12 protein-coding genes are annotated in these 14,433 nt (G+C 69.6%); 4 read left to right on the top strand and 8 right to left on the bottom strand.

Annotation, left to right across the window (positions count from 1 at the left end; genetic code table 11):
• Positions 1–76: 76 nt before the first annotated feature.
• Both BKA00_RS06145 and BKA00_RS06140 read right to left on the bottom strand, forming a co-directional pair.
• Positions 77–763, bottom strand: coding sequence for an RlpA-like double-psi beta-barrel domain-containing protein (locus BKA00_RS06145; protein ID WP_185023987.1), 687 nt, complete (start codon positions 761–763; stop codon positions 77–79).
• 785 nt (positions 764–1,548) lie between these two features.
• On the bottom strand, positions 1,549–2,103 hold the full coding sequence (locus BKA00_RS06140; protein WP_185023986.1) for a hypothetical protein: 555 nt from the start codon (positions 2,101–2,103) through the stop codon (positions 1,549–1,551).
• 420 nt (positions 2,104–2,523) lie between these two features.
• Here BKA00_RS06140 and BKA00_RS06135 point away from each other — a divergent pair, with 420 nt between their 5' ends.
• Positions 2,524–3,618: a winged helix DNA-binding domain-containing protein gene (locus BKA00_RS06135; protein ID WP_185023985.1), complete on the top strand. Its 1,095-nt coding sequence runs from the start codon at positions 2,524–2,526 to the stop codon at positions 3,616–3,618.
• 67 nt (positions 3,619–3,685) lie between these two features.
• Here the strand turns inward: BKA00_RS06135 and BKA00_RS06130 are convergent, their stop codons facing one another.
• Positions 3,686–3,955 carry a hypothetical protein gene (locus tag BKA00_RS06130; RefSeq protein WP_185023984.1) on the bottom strand — a complete coding sequence of 90 codons (270 nt, stop codon included), beginning with the start codon at positions 3,953–3,955 and terminating at the stop codon, positions 3,686–3,688.
• Positions 3,956–4,311: 356 nt separating this feature from the next.
• Between BKA00_RS06130 and BKA00_RS06125 the strand changes: the two genes are divergently transcribed.
• Positions 4,312–5,679, top strand: a complete 1,368-nt coding sequence (locus BKA00_RS06125) for a DUF2786 domain-containing protein (protein WP_230299279.1) — start codon at positions 4,312–4,314, stop codon at positions 5,677–5,679.
• Between the two features lie 82 nt (positions 5,680–5,761).
• On the opposite strand, the gene BKA00_RS06120 is transcribed toward BKA00_RS06125, so the two are convergent.
• Positions 5,762–5,974, bottom strand: coding sequence for a helix-turn-helix domain-containing protein (locus BKA00_RS06120; protein WP_021594883.1), 213 nt, complete (start codon positions 5,972–5,974; stop codon positions 5,762–5,764).
• A 405-nt stretch (positions 5,975–6,379) separates the two neighbouring features.
• Between BKA00_RS06120 and BKA00_RS06115 the strand changes: the two genes are divergently transcribed.
• Together BKA00_RS06115 and BKA00_RS06110 are read left to right on the top strand one after the other, a co-directional pair.
• Positions 6,380–7,339 carry a hypothetical protein gene (locus tag BKA00_RS06115; RefSeq protein WP_185023983.1) on the top strand — a complete coding sequence of 320 codons (960 nt, stop codon included), beginning with the start codon at positions 6,380–6,382 and terminating at the stop codon, positions 7,337–7,339.
• Positions 7,340–8,680: 1,341 nt separating this feature from the next.
• A complete protein-coding gene (locus BKA00_RS06110) occupies positions 8,681–9,364 on the top strand; it encodes a hypothetical protein (RefSeq protein WP_185023982.1) in 684 nt (227 codons plus the stop codon).
• A 140-nt stretch (positions 9,365–9,504) separates the two neighbouring features.
• Here the strand turns inward: BKA00_RS06110 and BKA00_RS06105 are convergent, their stop codons facing one another.
• The 4 genes from BKA00_RS06105 to BKA00_RS06090 all read right to left on the bottom strand — a co-directional run bounded on the left by BKA00_RS06105 (position 9,505) and on the right by BKA00_RS06090 (position 14,428).
• Positions 9,505–10,350: a hypothetical protein gene (locus tag BKA00_RS06105; protein WP_185023981.1), complete on the bottom strand. Its 846-nt coding sequence runs from the start codon at positions 10,348–10,350 to the stop codon at positions 9,505–9,507.
• 81 nt (positions 10,351–10,431) lie between these two features.
• Positions 10,432–11,655: a cytochrome P450 gene (locus BKA00_RS06100; protein ID WP_185023980.1), complete on the bottom strand. Its 1,224-nt coding sequence runs from the start codon at positions 11,653–11,655 to the stop codon at positions 10,432–10,434.
• Positions 11,656–11,802: 147 nt separating this feature from the next.
• Positions 11,803–13,086, bottom strand: a complete 1,284-nt coding sequence (locus tag BKA00_RS06095) for a citrate synthase (protein WP_185023979.1) — start codon at positions 13,084–13,086, stop codon at positions 11,803–11,805.
• A 439-nt stretch (positions 13,087–13,525) separates the two neighbouring features.
• Positions 13,526–14,428: a serine/threonine-protein kinase gene (locus tag BKA00_RS06090; protein ID WP_185023978.1), complete on the bottom strand. Its 903-nt coding sequence runs from the start codon at positions 14,426–14,428 to the stop codon at positions 13,526–13,528.
• Positions 14,429–14,433: the final 5 nt, after the last annotated feature.

Genomic DNA, 14,433 nt, shown 5'->3' with positions numbered 1-14,433 from the left:
AGGCCCTGCGAACCAGGCGTGAGTGGGCTCACATTCGCGCTGTGAGCCGTTTCACGAATGGTCCGCCGGCCTCATGTCATGAGCCGAAAGGCCTGGGCATGCCCTTCTTCCCGGCACCGGAGCCCCAGGACAGGACCTCCCACTTGACGCCCTTCAGGTGGCCCTCGCCGGAGCCGGCGTTGTACTTGCTCTGCGGCTTCTTGCCGTCCAGCAGGTACCGGAAGGTGTAGGTGTCGAGGTCGAGCATCACGCCCCGGTGGGACGGCTCGCCCGGCCCGCGGTCGCCGACGAAGCCGGTGATGCTGCGGCCCTTGTAGGTCACCTTGACCTTGGTGTGCATGGGCCAGCTCGGGCTGGCGAACAGGCCCTTCTGCATCGGCTTGCCACCGGCGGGGGCGCCGGTGTCGCCGTTCACTCCGGACCCGTCGTCCCAGAAGTAGGACGCGGTCGTCTTGCCGCTGAGCAGGGCCTTCGGGCCCTTCTTCACGGGCTTGGCGGCCTTCTTGGGCTGAGCCTTGGAGTCGGCCTTGGCGTCGGCCTCGCTCTTCGCGGTGGCCTTCGGCGCGGTGAACCCGCCCAGCGCGCCCTTGTCGGCGAGCCGCTCGGGGGACTTGTGCTCCTGCGCGGCCACGGCCTGCTGCGGCAGGAACTGCTTCTTGGGAGCGGAGTCATCGCTCGCGGCGGCGACACCGGCCACCATCATGCCCGCGAGGGCGGTGCCGGTGACGCCGGTCAAGATGACGTTGATCGCTCGCTGCTGCATGGGGATCCTTCGTTCGGGGTACAGGGCTGCCGTTCCGCACGGAAGGACACGCAGGTCACGCGCCTGTTTCCGGGCAGGGGTGAACGGCTCCGAGACTCGACACTCGGGAGATGCCGCCGCGGGAGCGACCCGCTTTGGAACGGTCCACGGGCATGGTGGACCGCACCCGCGTTCAGCCGCGCACGACCGGTCTCGGACGTGCGTGGTGACACAGGCTCGGGTGAAGCGGGAAGGATGCCGACCGGGGGCTCACGGGCCCAGCACGGTGCGCGGCCGCTGCATGGTACGGCTGCGTTCGGCGAAAGTGATCCCGCCTGGCGGGCGGGAAGCGGCGGTTATGCGATTGGCCAGGTCAACGGTTCTTTGACCCTGACCTGGGGATGACTATATACGGCATTACCGTGCTTTCGCCAAACGGGGGATTTCTTTACCTTTGACAAGGTAGATCTTTTTACCCCGAACTGGGGCGGAGCGCCTTTCCCGTCGGGGCTGAGGGCCAGTCGCCGGGTGCCGTACCCGCACCAAGAAAGATCTTTACTTCGATGGGCTCGGCTCCCGTTCCGGCCCGCCTGCCCTCTCGGGCGCGGGCACGGGAACAGCCCTGGGGCGCATGGCGCTGGCACCGGGTGGCGGCACACGCACACGCTGGAACCGTCACAGCGTAAGCGTGAACGCAAGAGGGAGGGCGACCCGCATGATCGGGCCGCACAGCGCAGCACACCGGCACGGTGCAGCCGCGTACCCGCACGGCCGTGCGCCGCGCGGGGGACGTCGTCGTCAGCCGGTCAGTGCGTCGGGTAGACCGAGGGCACGAGGGGCGTCGGGCCGGTACCGCCGGTGAACACGGCGGGGCTCGGCTGCGGCGGAACGTAGGGCGACTCCGCGTACGGCGACTCCGCGTAAGGAGCCCCCGCATAGGGAGCCCCCGCGTACGGCGACTCCGCGTACGGGGCCTCCGCATACGGGCCTTCCACATAGGGGGCTTCCGCATACGGGGCCTGCCCATAGGCGGGCTCACCGTAGGGCAGGGCCGCCACCACGGGCCCTTGCGCCGCCGGAACGGCCTGGGCCGCTGGCGGCGGAACGGGCGGCGGGACGTGCGAGCCGTCCGCCCGGCGCTGCTCCGCCGCCGCGCCGCGACGCTCGGCCAGCACGGCCATGAGGGCGCGGGCCGTCTCGGCGTCCATCCTCAGCAGGACGCTCGGCATCCCGCCCTGATCGACGAAGGGGGATACCGAGGGCGGGGCAGGCGAGTGCGGCAGAGCCGCCCGCATCTCCTCGCGGAGATCCTGGGCAAGCCGCAGCGCCTGTCGGTCACTGTCGTTCAAGTGTGCGGTCATCGCGATCTCCGGGGAGTTCACGTGCGGGGGTCCGGGGCAATCCTGCTAGGGATGGCGTGCAGGTGCAAGAGCTGATGCACGTGCATTTCAAGAAAAATCACGCCGTAACTCCCGGGTCGGTCGATCGTTATCGATCACGCGATCACGTCCCCGCCGGGCGTCGGCAGTGGCTTGACCAGCACCGATCCGCGCGGTCGGCCCGCTACTCCACCGGAGGCCCGCAGGGCGTCCTGCACGGTGCGTGCTCTCCTCGCCACGCAGGCGCACCCCGGCTCATGGAGAAGATTCAGGGACGGAGATCTCAATCACACCGCGCGCCGGCCGGCCCGCCGCAGTGAGCGACCCCGTCCGGCTCGCCTCCCCGTGTTGTCGCTTGGCCGGAGCTCTCCACGCGGGACGCGGTCACGGCATCCTGGACGGATGACAGAAACCCTGAGCGTTCGGGCCCTCAATCGGGCCACCCTGGCACGGCAGATGCTGCTCGCACGGGAAGCGATCCCCGTTTCCGAAGCGGTGGGAAGGCTGTGCGGGATGCAGGCCCAGGAACCTAAGCCGCCGTTCCTGGGGTTGTGGACCCGTCTCGAAGGGTTCCAGGCATCCGACCTGGGCTCCGCCTTGCACGATCGATCGCTGGTCCGCGCCACCATGATGCGCGCCACGCTGCACCTGGTGACGAGCGCGGACTACACGGCGTTCCGCACGGCGATGCAACCGATGCTGGACGGTGGTCTGCGTGTGCTGGGTGACCGCGCCAAGGGACTCGATCTGGAGAAGGTGGTCCCCGCCGCACGTTCTCTCCTGGAGACGGGACCGCTGACGTTCAACGAGATACGCGCGCTACTCCAGCAGCAGTTCCCCGACGTCAATGACCGTGCTCTCGGCTACGCCGTCCGACTGTGCGTACCGCTGGTCATGGTGCCCACCGAGGACAGGTGGGGCTTCGCGCGCACGTCGCGCTTCGCTCTGGCCGACACGTGGCTGGGGTCGGGACCGAACGCCGAGAACGCCGTCGACGAGTTGATGTTGCGCTACCTCGCCGCCTACGGGCCGGCGTCCGCCGCGGACGCTCAGACGTGGTCCGGCCTGTCTTCGACCGGTGAGGCTCTGGAACGCCTTCGCCCAAGCCTGCGCACCTTCACCGACGACAAGGGCCGAGAACTGTTCGACCTACCGGATGCGCCACGCCCTGGGGAGGACGGCCCCGCCCCCGCGCGGTTCTTGCCCGAGTTCGACAGCCTCGTCCTCGCACACGCCGACCGCAGGCGCATCATCGCCGACGAGCACCGCCCCATGCTCACGACCAAGAACCTGCGTGTCCGCGCCGTCTTCCTTTGGGACGGGTTCGCGCGCGGCATCTGGGAGACCGAGTACAAACGCAAGGTCGCCACGCTCCGGATGCGCCCGTTCGAGGCTCTCCCCCGGACGGCCGTCAAGGAGCTGAGCACCGAGGGCGAAGCGATGCTGCGCTTCATGGAGCCGGACGCCAAGGAAACGGTCGTCACCGTCGAGGACTGATGAAGCGTCTCCGGCCGCGCATGCGACGGCCCCCGGACGATGCCGGGGGCCGTCGGAGAGACCGCTGCTAGCCCGCGCCGTCCTGCCCGCGCATCTCCTCGACCACGACGCTCTGGTAAGCGCGGGAGGTGTCCGGGACGTAGCTCAGCCGCGCCAGTGCCTTGCCCTCGTGGTCCCTGATCTCGAAGTGGTAGCCCTCTCCGGTCTCGCTCAGGTGCGCCGCGGCCTGGTCATGCCTGAGCCGGCACATGGTGTCGACCTTCTCCAGTGCGACCTTCAGGCTCCCCGCGTCACTGATGAGCCGCGCGGGCTCACTCGTCTCCCAGATCTCGAACATCAGTCGTGTCCTGTCGGCGGTCGGTCGGAAGGAACGGGCGGGGCATTCCAGACGTCGGGGACAGCTTGCGCCTCTCTCGTGGATCTTTCAATCAATCAAGATATCGGATTGATCACTATTCGAAGTTGTCCACGCTCGTAGTGTCATGTCCGCATGTGGCGGCGGTCCATCCTCTCGTTGTCCACGTCCGGTCCGCCGCGGTCGCCGACTGAAACCGAACTTAATTCGGACGAGTTCGCCCGTCGCGCGGCCGGAGCGGCTCGCCGGGGCCTTCGCTTCTCCCGGCGCGGCGGCGAGCCTCGTCACCGCCGGATGAGAGGATCGTCCCCGGACGACGGCGGACGGCGGGAGTGGCGGTGCGGAAGACCGGGCGGCGCGGCCGGGCGTTCGACGCCTCGGCCGCCCTCGCCGCGGACGAGGCGGTGCGATCGCTCGCTCGCGGTGACCGCGCCGCGTTCCGGCGGCTCGTGGCCGAGCTGGCCGGCGATCGCGACACCCCCGGCCGGACGGTCGCCGTCGACCGCTGCCTCACCGACCGGCTGCGGCACGGAATCACGTCCGCCTGGCAGCGCGGCTGGCAACCGGCCGACCTGGTGCGCTTCGCGACCCGCCGGTACACGGCCCGCCACGCACGCCTGGCCACCGACGCGATCGCCGATGAGGCGCGCACCTACTCCCCCGGCGCGGTCGACGATCGCTGGCGCGAACGGCTGGCCGCCATCCGGGCCGACGTGTGGTGGCCGGACGGCTCCCAGCCGTCCCACTGGTGCCGCCGCGAAGGCACCGAACGCGCGACTTACGTCACCTGCGCCGTCGAACTCATCCATCTCCTGGAGGCCCTCCCCAAGCTTCCTTCCATCACCCCGCCCCCTGGTACCGGTAAGCCTGGCGAAGGGGCCTCCAGCAAGAGCCGTTCCGGCCCAGGCGCGTCCGATGCCCGGGGTTCCACGAGGACGTCCCGGCCTGAAACGGAGAGTGGGTCACCCAGGGAGTCCAGTGTCGGCGGCGACGGGCGAGCGGAGGCTGATCAGCGCATTCTGGGACGGGTCCGGGCCCTTCTGGCAAAGGCCGAGTCGACCGAGTTCCCCGAGGAGGCGGAGGCGCTCAGCGCGCGCGCCCAGGAGCTGATGGCGCGGCACAGCATCGACCACGCCCTGCTCGCCGCGGAGACAGGTGACATGAGCGGCCCGGACGGGCGCCGTATCGCGGTGGACAGTCCTTACGAGGCGCCGAAGGCGGTCCTGCTGACGGTGGTGGCCGAGGCCAACCACTGCCGCGCGATCTGGCATCGGGAGCTGGGGTTCTCCACCGTCCTGGGGTTCCCGGCCGACCTGGCCGCGGTGGAGATCTTGTTCACGTCCCTGCTGGTCCAGGCGACGTCCGCCATGGTGCACGCGGGGCCCAGACGCGACGCGCGGGGACGGTCACGGACGCGTTCGTTCCGCCACGCGTTCCTCAACGCCTACGCCGTCCGCATCGGGGAGCGGCTGCGGGGGGCGGCGGACAGGGCGGCCGCGGGCGCCGGCGGGAAGGATCTGCTTCCCGTCCTGGCGGCGCGCGACCAGGCCGTCGATCATGCCGTCGACACGATGTTCCCCGACCTCGCCAAGGGCCGGGCGGGCTCGGTGTCCAACTATGAGGGCTGGGTGGCCGGGCGGGCGGCCGCCGACCTCGCCAGCCTGAACGGGCGCCTCGAGGTCGCCGTGGCGTTCCGCGGTCCGTAGCGCGCGGGGTCCCCCCGGGGGGCGAGGGGGACGTCCGGCCATGTGCTCGCTTCTTCCTTGTCTCGCTGGGCTCGGGAGCGGGTCAGTCCTTCTTGCGCCGGGTGTTGCCGCCCCGGCCGCGCAGCGGCACTCCCGCCTCCTTCAGGACGTTGTAGATGAACCCGTACGACCGGCCGGTCTCGGCGGCCAGGTCGCGGATGCTCTCGCCCGCCGCGTACCGCGGAGCGAGTTCGGCGGCGAGCCTGGTGCGTTCGGCACCGGTGACACGGGTGCCCCTCGACAGTGTTCGAGCCACGGGGACCTCCTGATTCCGAGGCTGGGCGGCGGGGCCCGTCCCCGCAGCTCACAGCAGTGTTGATCTCCCCAACGTACACATTCCCCCCGATTGCGCCGTCGATGCCGCCCGAATCACCGCGAATTCGGCCGAAGCTGGTCTTTTCCCTGGCGAACGGCGTGTCGAAGCTAGACAGACGTGTCTGTGACCCCCACCTCCCGGCCGATCCACCGGATCACCCGCTCCGGTGGCCCCAAGACCGGAACCTCGCCTCCCCCACGGGGCCGGTCCGCTTCACCGCACACGCCGGACACCCCTCTCCCAGCCGCCCCAGACGGTCGGGTTATCCACAGAACCCGGTTCTACTGCCGCCCGCCCGGACGGCCACGCAAGCTGGGCGCATCCCGAAAAGCGAGGAGGAGCCTCATGGCCACGATCACGTTCCAAGTCCCGTCCACCACCACGTCACGGTTCGCCGTGGCCGCCACCACCATCCCGGACGCCCCCGTCGAGCTTCTGAAAACCGGCGACGGCCCCTACCTCGCCCACATCGCGGGGCGCCTGGGCACACGTCAGCTCCAGGTCGCCCGCGAAGATCTCGCCCGCCTCCGCTGGGACCCGGGGCAGATCAAAGCTGCCCGCCCCGAGGACAGGCAGCTCGCACGCGCCTTCAACGACGCCGAGCAGTTCGCCGTCATCACCGCGTTCGCCCCGATCACCGACCAGCCCCGAGCGGTCCAGGTCGCCCGCGCCACCGCGTACGCCATCGCCGAAGCCACCGGAGGGATAGTCGCCGATCTGGTCACGGGCCACGTCCTGACGCCGTCCGCCCGGGAGAGGACGCGCTTCGTCCTGGCCGACCGGTGGCTGGGCGACGTCCTGCCGCCGTTCCGCGCCAACGGCCGCTGCACCGCCGTCGACCCCGGCGTCGACCCAGAGGGCGTCAACGGCTGCGCCTGCCTCCGGCTGCGCACCCGCGGCCTGCGCCGCTTCGGCCTACCCGAACTCCAGATCACCGACGTGGCCTGCCCGCACGACCTCACCGCCCTCAACGTCCTGCGCGCCACCGCCCGCCGCCTCCTGACCGACCACTGGTCCTGGCTGGCGACCGGCCCGGCCGTCCGCGACCGCACGATCCCCGATGTCCTCGACCTGACCCAAGGCGACTTCAACGACTTCTGGGGCACCACCCGCCGCGTCCCCCTGACCCCACCGTCGCCCTTCCAAGTCCACCTCTCCCCCATGACCTCCCGCCTCATCGCCGTAGGCCCGCCCGCCCACTTCGAAGGCACGATCAACGACTGGCTCTGGGGCGACACCCTCCCCCTCGGCCTGCACGACACCCAGGAAACCCCCACACCCCGCCCCCTCCCCACAGCCGCCTAACCGCGGCACGGGGCGGCACGGCACGGGGCGGCACGGCACGGGGCGGCACGGTGCCCCTGTTACGCCGTGAGCGCGTCCGCGTCCGCCAGAGGCGGGATCAAAGACGTGCCGTTCGGTGGCCTCCGCCCCTCGGCCCTGCTCGCTGCGCTTGCGCGGGTGCCGGCGCTGTGCGCGTGTGGTCGGCTGGGTGTGGGGGCCGGCGCGCCATCGGCGGTCTGGTGGGGGCTGTGGTGGGAAAGCGAACAAAGTGCGGCGCCGAGTCGATCACGGTGAAGGTTGCCCGGGCCGCCGGTTCAGCCTGGCGAGCGATCGAATTCGCGCGGCTCCGTCTTTCTCTGAGGGGCAGGCTCTTGGCGTTCCTGGGCGGGTCAGGAAGGTGGGGCAACTCGGAGAGTTTGGCCGTTGACCTCAGTGACAGCGAGTGACAGTTTTGGGACCACCTCGTCACCCGAGCGTGCCACTTCGGGGGCTCCTCAGAGAGTCCGATCCCGTACTGATCACGCGGGTTTCGGAGCTTGGGGATGTCCTATCACCGATCCCCCTCCTCGCACATCCCTTTGGATTCACGGGAATTCAGCACTTTGACAACCCAGCGCACGGCCTGACGAGGCCGCTGAGCGATATTCCAGGATGATCCGGGACATGCCTTACATATCAGTCACCGGCGTCGCGGCACCGACTCGCCCTGATCACGGGAGCCGACTGTGGGCATTGTTCAACGCTCCGTAGCCAAAGTGGCTACGATCGGCATTCACACGGTGACCGACGCGATCCCCCGGGGCGAAGATGAACCGTTTCCTGGCAAATCCCAGACTCGCCGTCGCCTTCGGCGAATGGCTCCGCTGCACCTGCGGGTTCCTGGGGTGTACCGCCATGGCCGGCGCCATCAGTATCGGTGCGGCGGCTCCGTCCGACGCGGCCGCCGGGACCGGGCCGGAGCCGCGCAGACCCGTCCCGCCCGTCTGCCGCCACGCCGTCGGCGACCGGTACGCCGCGCACAAGTGCAAGGAGGCATGGGTGGCGATGCACGAGAGGTCTCGGAGACGTTCGGGACACGGCCGAGATCTTCCTCGCTGGGGCGACCGGAACGACCGGAAACCCAAGAAGGAACACACGGTGCTATCGCCGCACCCGCGCGAGAACACCACCCCCCGTCCAGCTCCGCCGCCCCGTCCGAGAAGCGCGCCACCACTTCCAACCCCTTCCCAGAGCACCCCCACACGCACATCCACGACCTCCGCCCCAGTACAAGCGCGCGAACAGGCCGACGAGGTCGATTCACGTCCTTCCTCGCTGCAACCGGTACTGCTCTTTGGCCTGCTGCTCCCCGTCGCAGCGGCGATGTGCTATCCGTTCCGGCATCGCATCTACACCGCCGCCACCGCCGGGCTGTCCCCCGTTCCCGCGCCCAGCGCCCAGGGCCCCGAGGCCGTGCGATTCGTCTACCGCCCTGCGCTCAACCCGTTCGCCACGCCGACCGCGGGCCTGACGGGCCCGGGCGCAACGTCCACCGCGCGGGTACTGGCGCTGACCGCGCTCGACGTGCACGGTGACGACTCGCTGGTCGTGGTTCCGCGGCCCGACGCCATCACCCTCTTCGGGCTGGCCGAGGATGAGCTCCTCGACGACAACACGGCCGGGCTCTTCATCCCCGGGAACCTCGACGCGGCGCTCGCCTACCTGGAGACCGAACTCGCCATCCGCGAGAAGGGCGGCGTCACCGAGGGGCGCCGCCTCTTGCTGGTGGCCGACTGCACCCAGGAGGCTGAGCGGATCGCGGCACTCCTCACCCACCACCCGGACGCCGTGTTCGCGGTCCTGCTCGGCCACTGGACGGGCGACCAGGCCACGATCGACGACGAGGGGCTGGTCGAGGCGCCTCCCGCCGTGGCGTCCAACTTCCCTTCCCGCCTTCCGGCGATGTCCCGCATGGAAGCCCGTGACCGCCTCCTGAGGTTTCTGGCCCAGCAGAAGGACACCCAGAAGCCATCGACCCGCCGCCGATCGACCTCCCGACGCGGTTAGACAGACTTCTACATCGCACGTCAATCTTCTCGGCTGCGACTTTCGAGGGCGGACACACCGAGCGACGCTTCCGAGCCGCCATAGCTTTGCCCTCGACCCGTCCGGGCGCCCTCTGCTGCGGCGGAGCCTCTGGTCGGGCCCTAGGGCATGGGGTTTACCTGTTTCGCCATATCGGCTCTGATCGTCGTGAGGCTTCTCAGCGCTCGCCCCAAAGGGGCGGTGTCCGGAGGCTGGTCGGCATCGCCGTCCAGGAAGGCGGAGCACCGCAGGATCCAGGCGCGGATCACGTCTTCGGCGCGGGTCTCGGACCGGCGTGTTCGAGCAAGGGCCAGGTTCCGCCGCTCCTCCCCCACCTGACGGGCCAGCTGCTCGTCCGCGCTCAGTGCCCGGACATCGGAGAGTGCGAAGCGGCCGAGCCTGTCGGTCTCCAGGCCGCGTTCGCCCGCGATCCGGTCGAAGGTCTTGCGGTGCCAACCGAGGATGGTCGCCGCGCCGCCGGCGTCGACGGTGTCGGTCAGCGGGCCCTTCCTGGCGGCGACCACTCGGCGCACGGAGTCGGAATCGAGCCGGTCCAGGTCGCGGAGCAGGTAGACGGGAAATCCGCGGAAGGTGCTGATGACGTCGAGGTCGCCCTGGGCCACCAGAACCTCGACGTCCCCGCGCTCGACGTCGAGGCCCACCCGGGACGCCAGCCGGGCGGCGGCCCTCGCCGAGCCGACAGGGGGCTCGTCGCCGAACCGGGCGACGACCCCCTCGCCCCGGCCGCGGGCCCCCTCGGCGAGCGCTGCGGACCACCGGTCACCCGCCAGGTCGGGTTTCGGGAGCAGCCCGTGCTCCAGGCCGAGGCGCAACTGCCAACGTGCGAGACCGAGAAGTGCGGCGAGCTGGTTGGCACCGTGATCGGCGCGCGTCATCTCAGGCATGGCCGGGCCTTTCTTGTCGCGTTGGTGTGGACGCGACTCAGCCTCAGGCACGGATGCCGCCACGGCGGCTAGAACACGGTTCTGTGGATAACCGAGGCTTCGGGGCAGACGGGACCTATGGCAGGCCGACGCCCGCCGATGGCGTCAGAACGCGCAGGGCAGGGACTTGATCCCGTTGATGAAGCTCGCCCTCTGACGGACGGGCGGCGCGGTGGCGTGCAACGTCGGCAGTCGCGTGTACAACTCGCGGAGCAGGACCGTGATCTCGCGACGGGCCAGGTGCGCGCCGAGGCAGAAGTGCGGTCCGGGGGCCCCGAAACCGAAGTGCGGGTTGGGCGATCGCGCGACGTCGAACGCGTGCGGGTCCTTGAAGACGCTCTCGTCCCTGTTCGCCGAGTTGTAGTAGAGGATCACCCGGTCGCCGGCGCGGTAGACGTGGCCGCCCAGTTCGTGGTCGCGGGTCAGCGTCCGGCGCATCCACGTCACCGGAGTGGAGTAGCGGACGATCTCCTCGACGGCGGCCGGGAGCCGGACGTCCAGGTTCCCCAGGAGGACGTCCCGCTGCCCAGGGTTGTCGGTGAGCAGGGTCAGGGCGTGCGACAGCGCGTTGCGCGTCGTCTCGTTCCCCGCCACGACCAGCAGCGAGAAGAAGCGGCCCAGGTCGAGGTCGTCGAGGGCCTCCCCGTCGACGTTCGCACGTGTCAGCGCGGTGACAAGGTCGTCGGCGGGGTTCTCCCGGCGCAGTCGGCCGAGGTCGGCCATGAGCGCGTGCAGGAAGGAGAACTTCTCGGTGAGGACCGCCGCCCTGTCGGCTCCGTCAGGGCTGACGTAGTCGGGGTCGCCGATGGCGATGATGACGTTCGTGGCGTCGATGACGTCGTCGTACGCGGATTCCGGGATGCCCATCATCGAGCAGATGATCTGCAGGGGCATCGGCATGGCGACGTGCTCGACGAAGTCGCACGGGCCGCGCTCGGCCAGTCCGTCCACGATGTGCCGGGCCAGGACGGCGACGTCCCCCGCGACACGCTGGACGAGGCGCGGCGTGAACGAGCGGGAGACGATCCGGCGCAGCCGCGCGTGCCGCGGATCGTCGATGCTGATCATGGACCCGCTGTAGGGGGCCACCTGAGGAGGCGGGTCGACCAGGCTGACCGCGGTGGGCTGCGAACTGAACACCTGGGGGTTCCGGCTGGCCTCGGCGACCTCCTCGTAGCGGGCGATCGCGTAGAACCCCGGCTCGTCCGGTACGGGGCAGAACAGCGGCCCTTCCGCTGCCCGCAGTGAGGCGAACAACTGGTCGCGTTCGTCCTGCGGCTTCGACCAGAAGTCCAGGCTGACGAGGCTGCTCGCGGCGATGGAGGGCATGGGTGGGAGCGCCTTCCGCTGGGGAGTCGTCGCCCACAGGCTAACCCCGCGGCCTCCCCAAAGATGATCATGCGGCGGGCGGGGTGGAGACCCCGCCCGCCGCACACGCGTGCCCGCCGTCCCGGGGCCGCGCCCCGGAAACCGCCGCTAGCGCGCGGAAAGCTCTACGAAGTGGCGCTCGCCCGGGCCCACGTAAACCTGGCGCGGACGCCCGATCTTTGTGGACGGATCGTTCATCATCTCGCGCCACTGGGCGATCCAGCCGGGGAGCCGGCCCAGGGCGAACAGGACCGTGAAGGCGTTCGTCGGGAACCCCATCGCCTTGTAGATGACGCCGGTGTAGAAGTCCACGTTCGGGTACAGCTTGCGCTCGATGAAGTAGTCGTCGCTGAGGGCGACCTCTTCGAGGCGCATGGCCAGGTCCAGCAGCGGGTCGGACTTGCCGAGGGCGTCCAGGACCTTGCCCGTCGCCTTCTTCACGACGGCGGCGCGCGGGTCGTAGTTGCGGTAGACGCGGTGCCCGAAGCCCATGAGCTTGACGCCGGGCTCCTTCTTCTTGACGCGCTCAACGAACGAGTCGATGTCGTCGCCGTTGTTGTGGATCCGCTCCAGCATCTCCAGGACGGCCTGGTTGGCGCCACCGTGCAGCGGGCCGAACAGAGCGTCGACGCCCGCGGAGACCGAGGAGAACAGGTTCGCCTGGCTGGAGCCCACCAGCCGCACCGTGGAGGTGGAGCAGTTCTGTTCGTGGTCGGCGTGCAGGACGAACAGCATGTCCAGCACGCGCGCGATCTCCGGGTCGATCTCGTACGGCTGCGTGGGCAGGCCGAACATCATGCGCAGGAAGTTCTCCACGTACCCGAGCGAGTTGTCCGGGTAGAGCAGCGGCTGGCCGTTGGACGTCTTGTAGGCGTAGGCCGCGATGGTCGGGAGCTTCGCGATGAGCCGGATGCTCGACCGGTCGACCTGCTCCGGGTCGAACGGGTCGAGGCTGTCCTGGTAGAACGTCGACAGGGCGCTGACCGCGGACGACAGCACGGCCATGGGGTGCGCGCGGCGCGGGAAGGCGGAGAAGAACGCGCGGAACTTCTCGTCCAGCAGCGTGTGGTGGCGCACGCTGTCGGTGAACGAGCTCAGCTCGTCGGCGGACGGCAGCTCGCCGTAGATCAGCAGGTAGGCGACTTCGAGGAAGGACGATTTCTCCGCCAGCTCCTCGATGGGGTAGCCCCGGTAGCGCAGGATCCCCGCCTCACCGTCGATGTAGGTGATGGCCGACGTGGTGGAGGCCGTGTTGGTGAAACCCGGATCGAGCGTGACATGGCCCGTCTCCTTGAGGAGGCTGCCGACGACCAGCCCCGAGGGGCCCTCGGTCGCCTCGCTGACCTCCAGAGGCATGCGGCCGCCCGCGTGGTCGAGCTCGAAATCCGACATACTCGCTCACTCCCAACTGCGTCCACACCTGCGTAGACGTTCCGGTTTCATCGTATCCACGTGATCACAGGGGCTGATCCGGGCCGTCTCCGTTGACGGCGGACCCACCGGTCGCGCGGGCGCGCGAGCCGTTCTCACTCGTCATGCCCGCTCCACCGGTACGCGCGGACGCGGCGACCCGATCCGTTTCCCCCGTCTACGAAAACAGGACGATTCGACCCGAAGCGCCTGGTCCGGCTTACCTGGGCAGAAAGCTGGACGGTCAGCAGCGATCGACCAGAATTTCGCCCTCCCCACCGGTCTCTCCCCGGCCGGTCGGCAGGGGAGCTTCTCATGATCTCGCGCAACGGAAGCGGATGCCACGGCGGCCGCTCCGTACCGCGCCGGCGAGGCCGGGGAAAGTGAGAAGAATCTCAGCCCGTTCCGCATGGCCAACCGGTCATATCGGCCCCTGCACACCCTCTTGGTGCGGCTCTCGCAGTGTCGGCTGCTCCGCCGTCAACTCGACCAGTGTCCGTTCCCGGACATCGATCAATTGCTCGACGTCCATGGGAGGCCACTCCTCGCCGTAGTGCGCATCCAGCAACGTGCTCAGGGCGACAAGGATCTGCTCGGGTGTCGGACGTTCGCCCGGGTCCTTTTCCAGGCAGCGCGTGACGAGCCCCAGCATGGGAGCCGGCAGGAGTGCGAGGTCGGGTTCGCCGTAGACGATCCGTCCGCGGACCTTGCGCCCGCCACCGAACGGCGCCGCACCGGTCGCCGCGTAGACGAGCGTCGAACCGAGGGAGAACACGTCGCTTTCCGGATGGACGGGATCGCCGAGAGCCTGTTCCGGTGACATGTACGCGGGGGTCCCCAGAATCTCCGTGCGCGAGAGCGGCAGCGCGTCCAGGGGCCGGGCGATGCCGAAGTCGATGACCCGCGGACCGTCCGAGGCGAGCAGCACGTTGGACGGCTTCAGGTCGCGATGGACGATCCCCACCCCATGGATCGCTATCAGTGCCTCCGCCAATCCGGCTCCTAGCCGGCAGGCCGTCTGCTCCTGGAGCGGCCCATTCTCCTGGACCACCGCCGAGAGACTCACCCCGCGGATGTACTGCGTCGCCAGCCACGGCTGCGGCGCGTCCGGGTCGGCGTCGACGACGGGTGCCGTGTAGAAGCCGCTCACGGAGCGAGCCGAGGTGACCTCGCGGCGGAACCGCTCCCTCCACCTGGGGTCGTCAAGCAGCTCCGACCTGATGACCTTCACGGCGACCAGCCGCCTGGAGGGCGACGCCCCGAGGAACACCTCTCCCATGCCACCGGAACCGAGCCGCGCGACCACGCGGTACGGGCCGATCATCTGGG

Source organism: Actinomadura coerulea, from assembly GCF_014208105.1.
GTDB classification, from domain to species: Bacteria; Actinomycetota; Actinomycetes; order Streptosporangiales; family Streptosporangiaceae; genus Spirillospora; species Spirillospora coerulea.
The sequence above is the reverse complement of the archived record's forward strand: the minus strand, read 5'-3'. Positions and strand labels throughout refer to the sequence as shown.

Coding starts and splice junctions, on each gene's coding strand:
- BKA00_RS06145 (WP_185023987.1), bottom strand. CDS start 763: ATGCAGCAGCGAGCGATCAACGTCATCTTGACCGGCGTCACCGGCACC.
- BKA00_RS06140 (WP_185023986.1), bottom strand. CDS start 2,103: ATGACCGCACACTTGAACGACAGTGACCGACAGGCGCTGCGGCTTGCC.
- BKA00_RS06135 (WP_185023985.1), top strand. CDS start 2,524: ATGACAGAAACCCTGAGCGTTCGGGCCCTCAATCGGGCCACCCTGGCA.
- BKA00_RS06130 (WP_185023984.1), bottom strand. CDS start 3,955: ATGTTCGAGATCTGGGAGACGAGTGAGCCCGCGCGGCTCATCAGTGAC.
- BKA00_RS06115 (WP_185023983.1), top strand. CDS start 6,380: ATGGCCACGATCACGTTCCAAGTCCCGTCCACCACCACGTCACGGTTC.
- BKA00_RS06110 (WP_185023982.1), top strand. CDS start 8,681: ATGTGCTATCCGTTCCGGCATCGCATCTACACCGCCGCCACCGCCGGG.
- BKA00_RS06100 (WP_185023980.1), bottom strand. CDS start 11,655: ATGCCCTCCATCGCCGCGAGCAGCCTCGTCAGCCTGGACTTCTGGTCG.
- BKA00_RS06095 (WP_185023979.1), bottom strand. CDS start 13,086: ATGTCGGATTTCGAGCTCGACCACGCGGGCGGCCGCATGCCTCTGGAG.
- BKA00_RS06090 (WP_185023978.1), bottom strand. CDS start 14,428: ATGATCGGCCCGTACCGCGTGGTCGCGCGGCTCGGTTCCGGTGGCATG.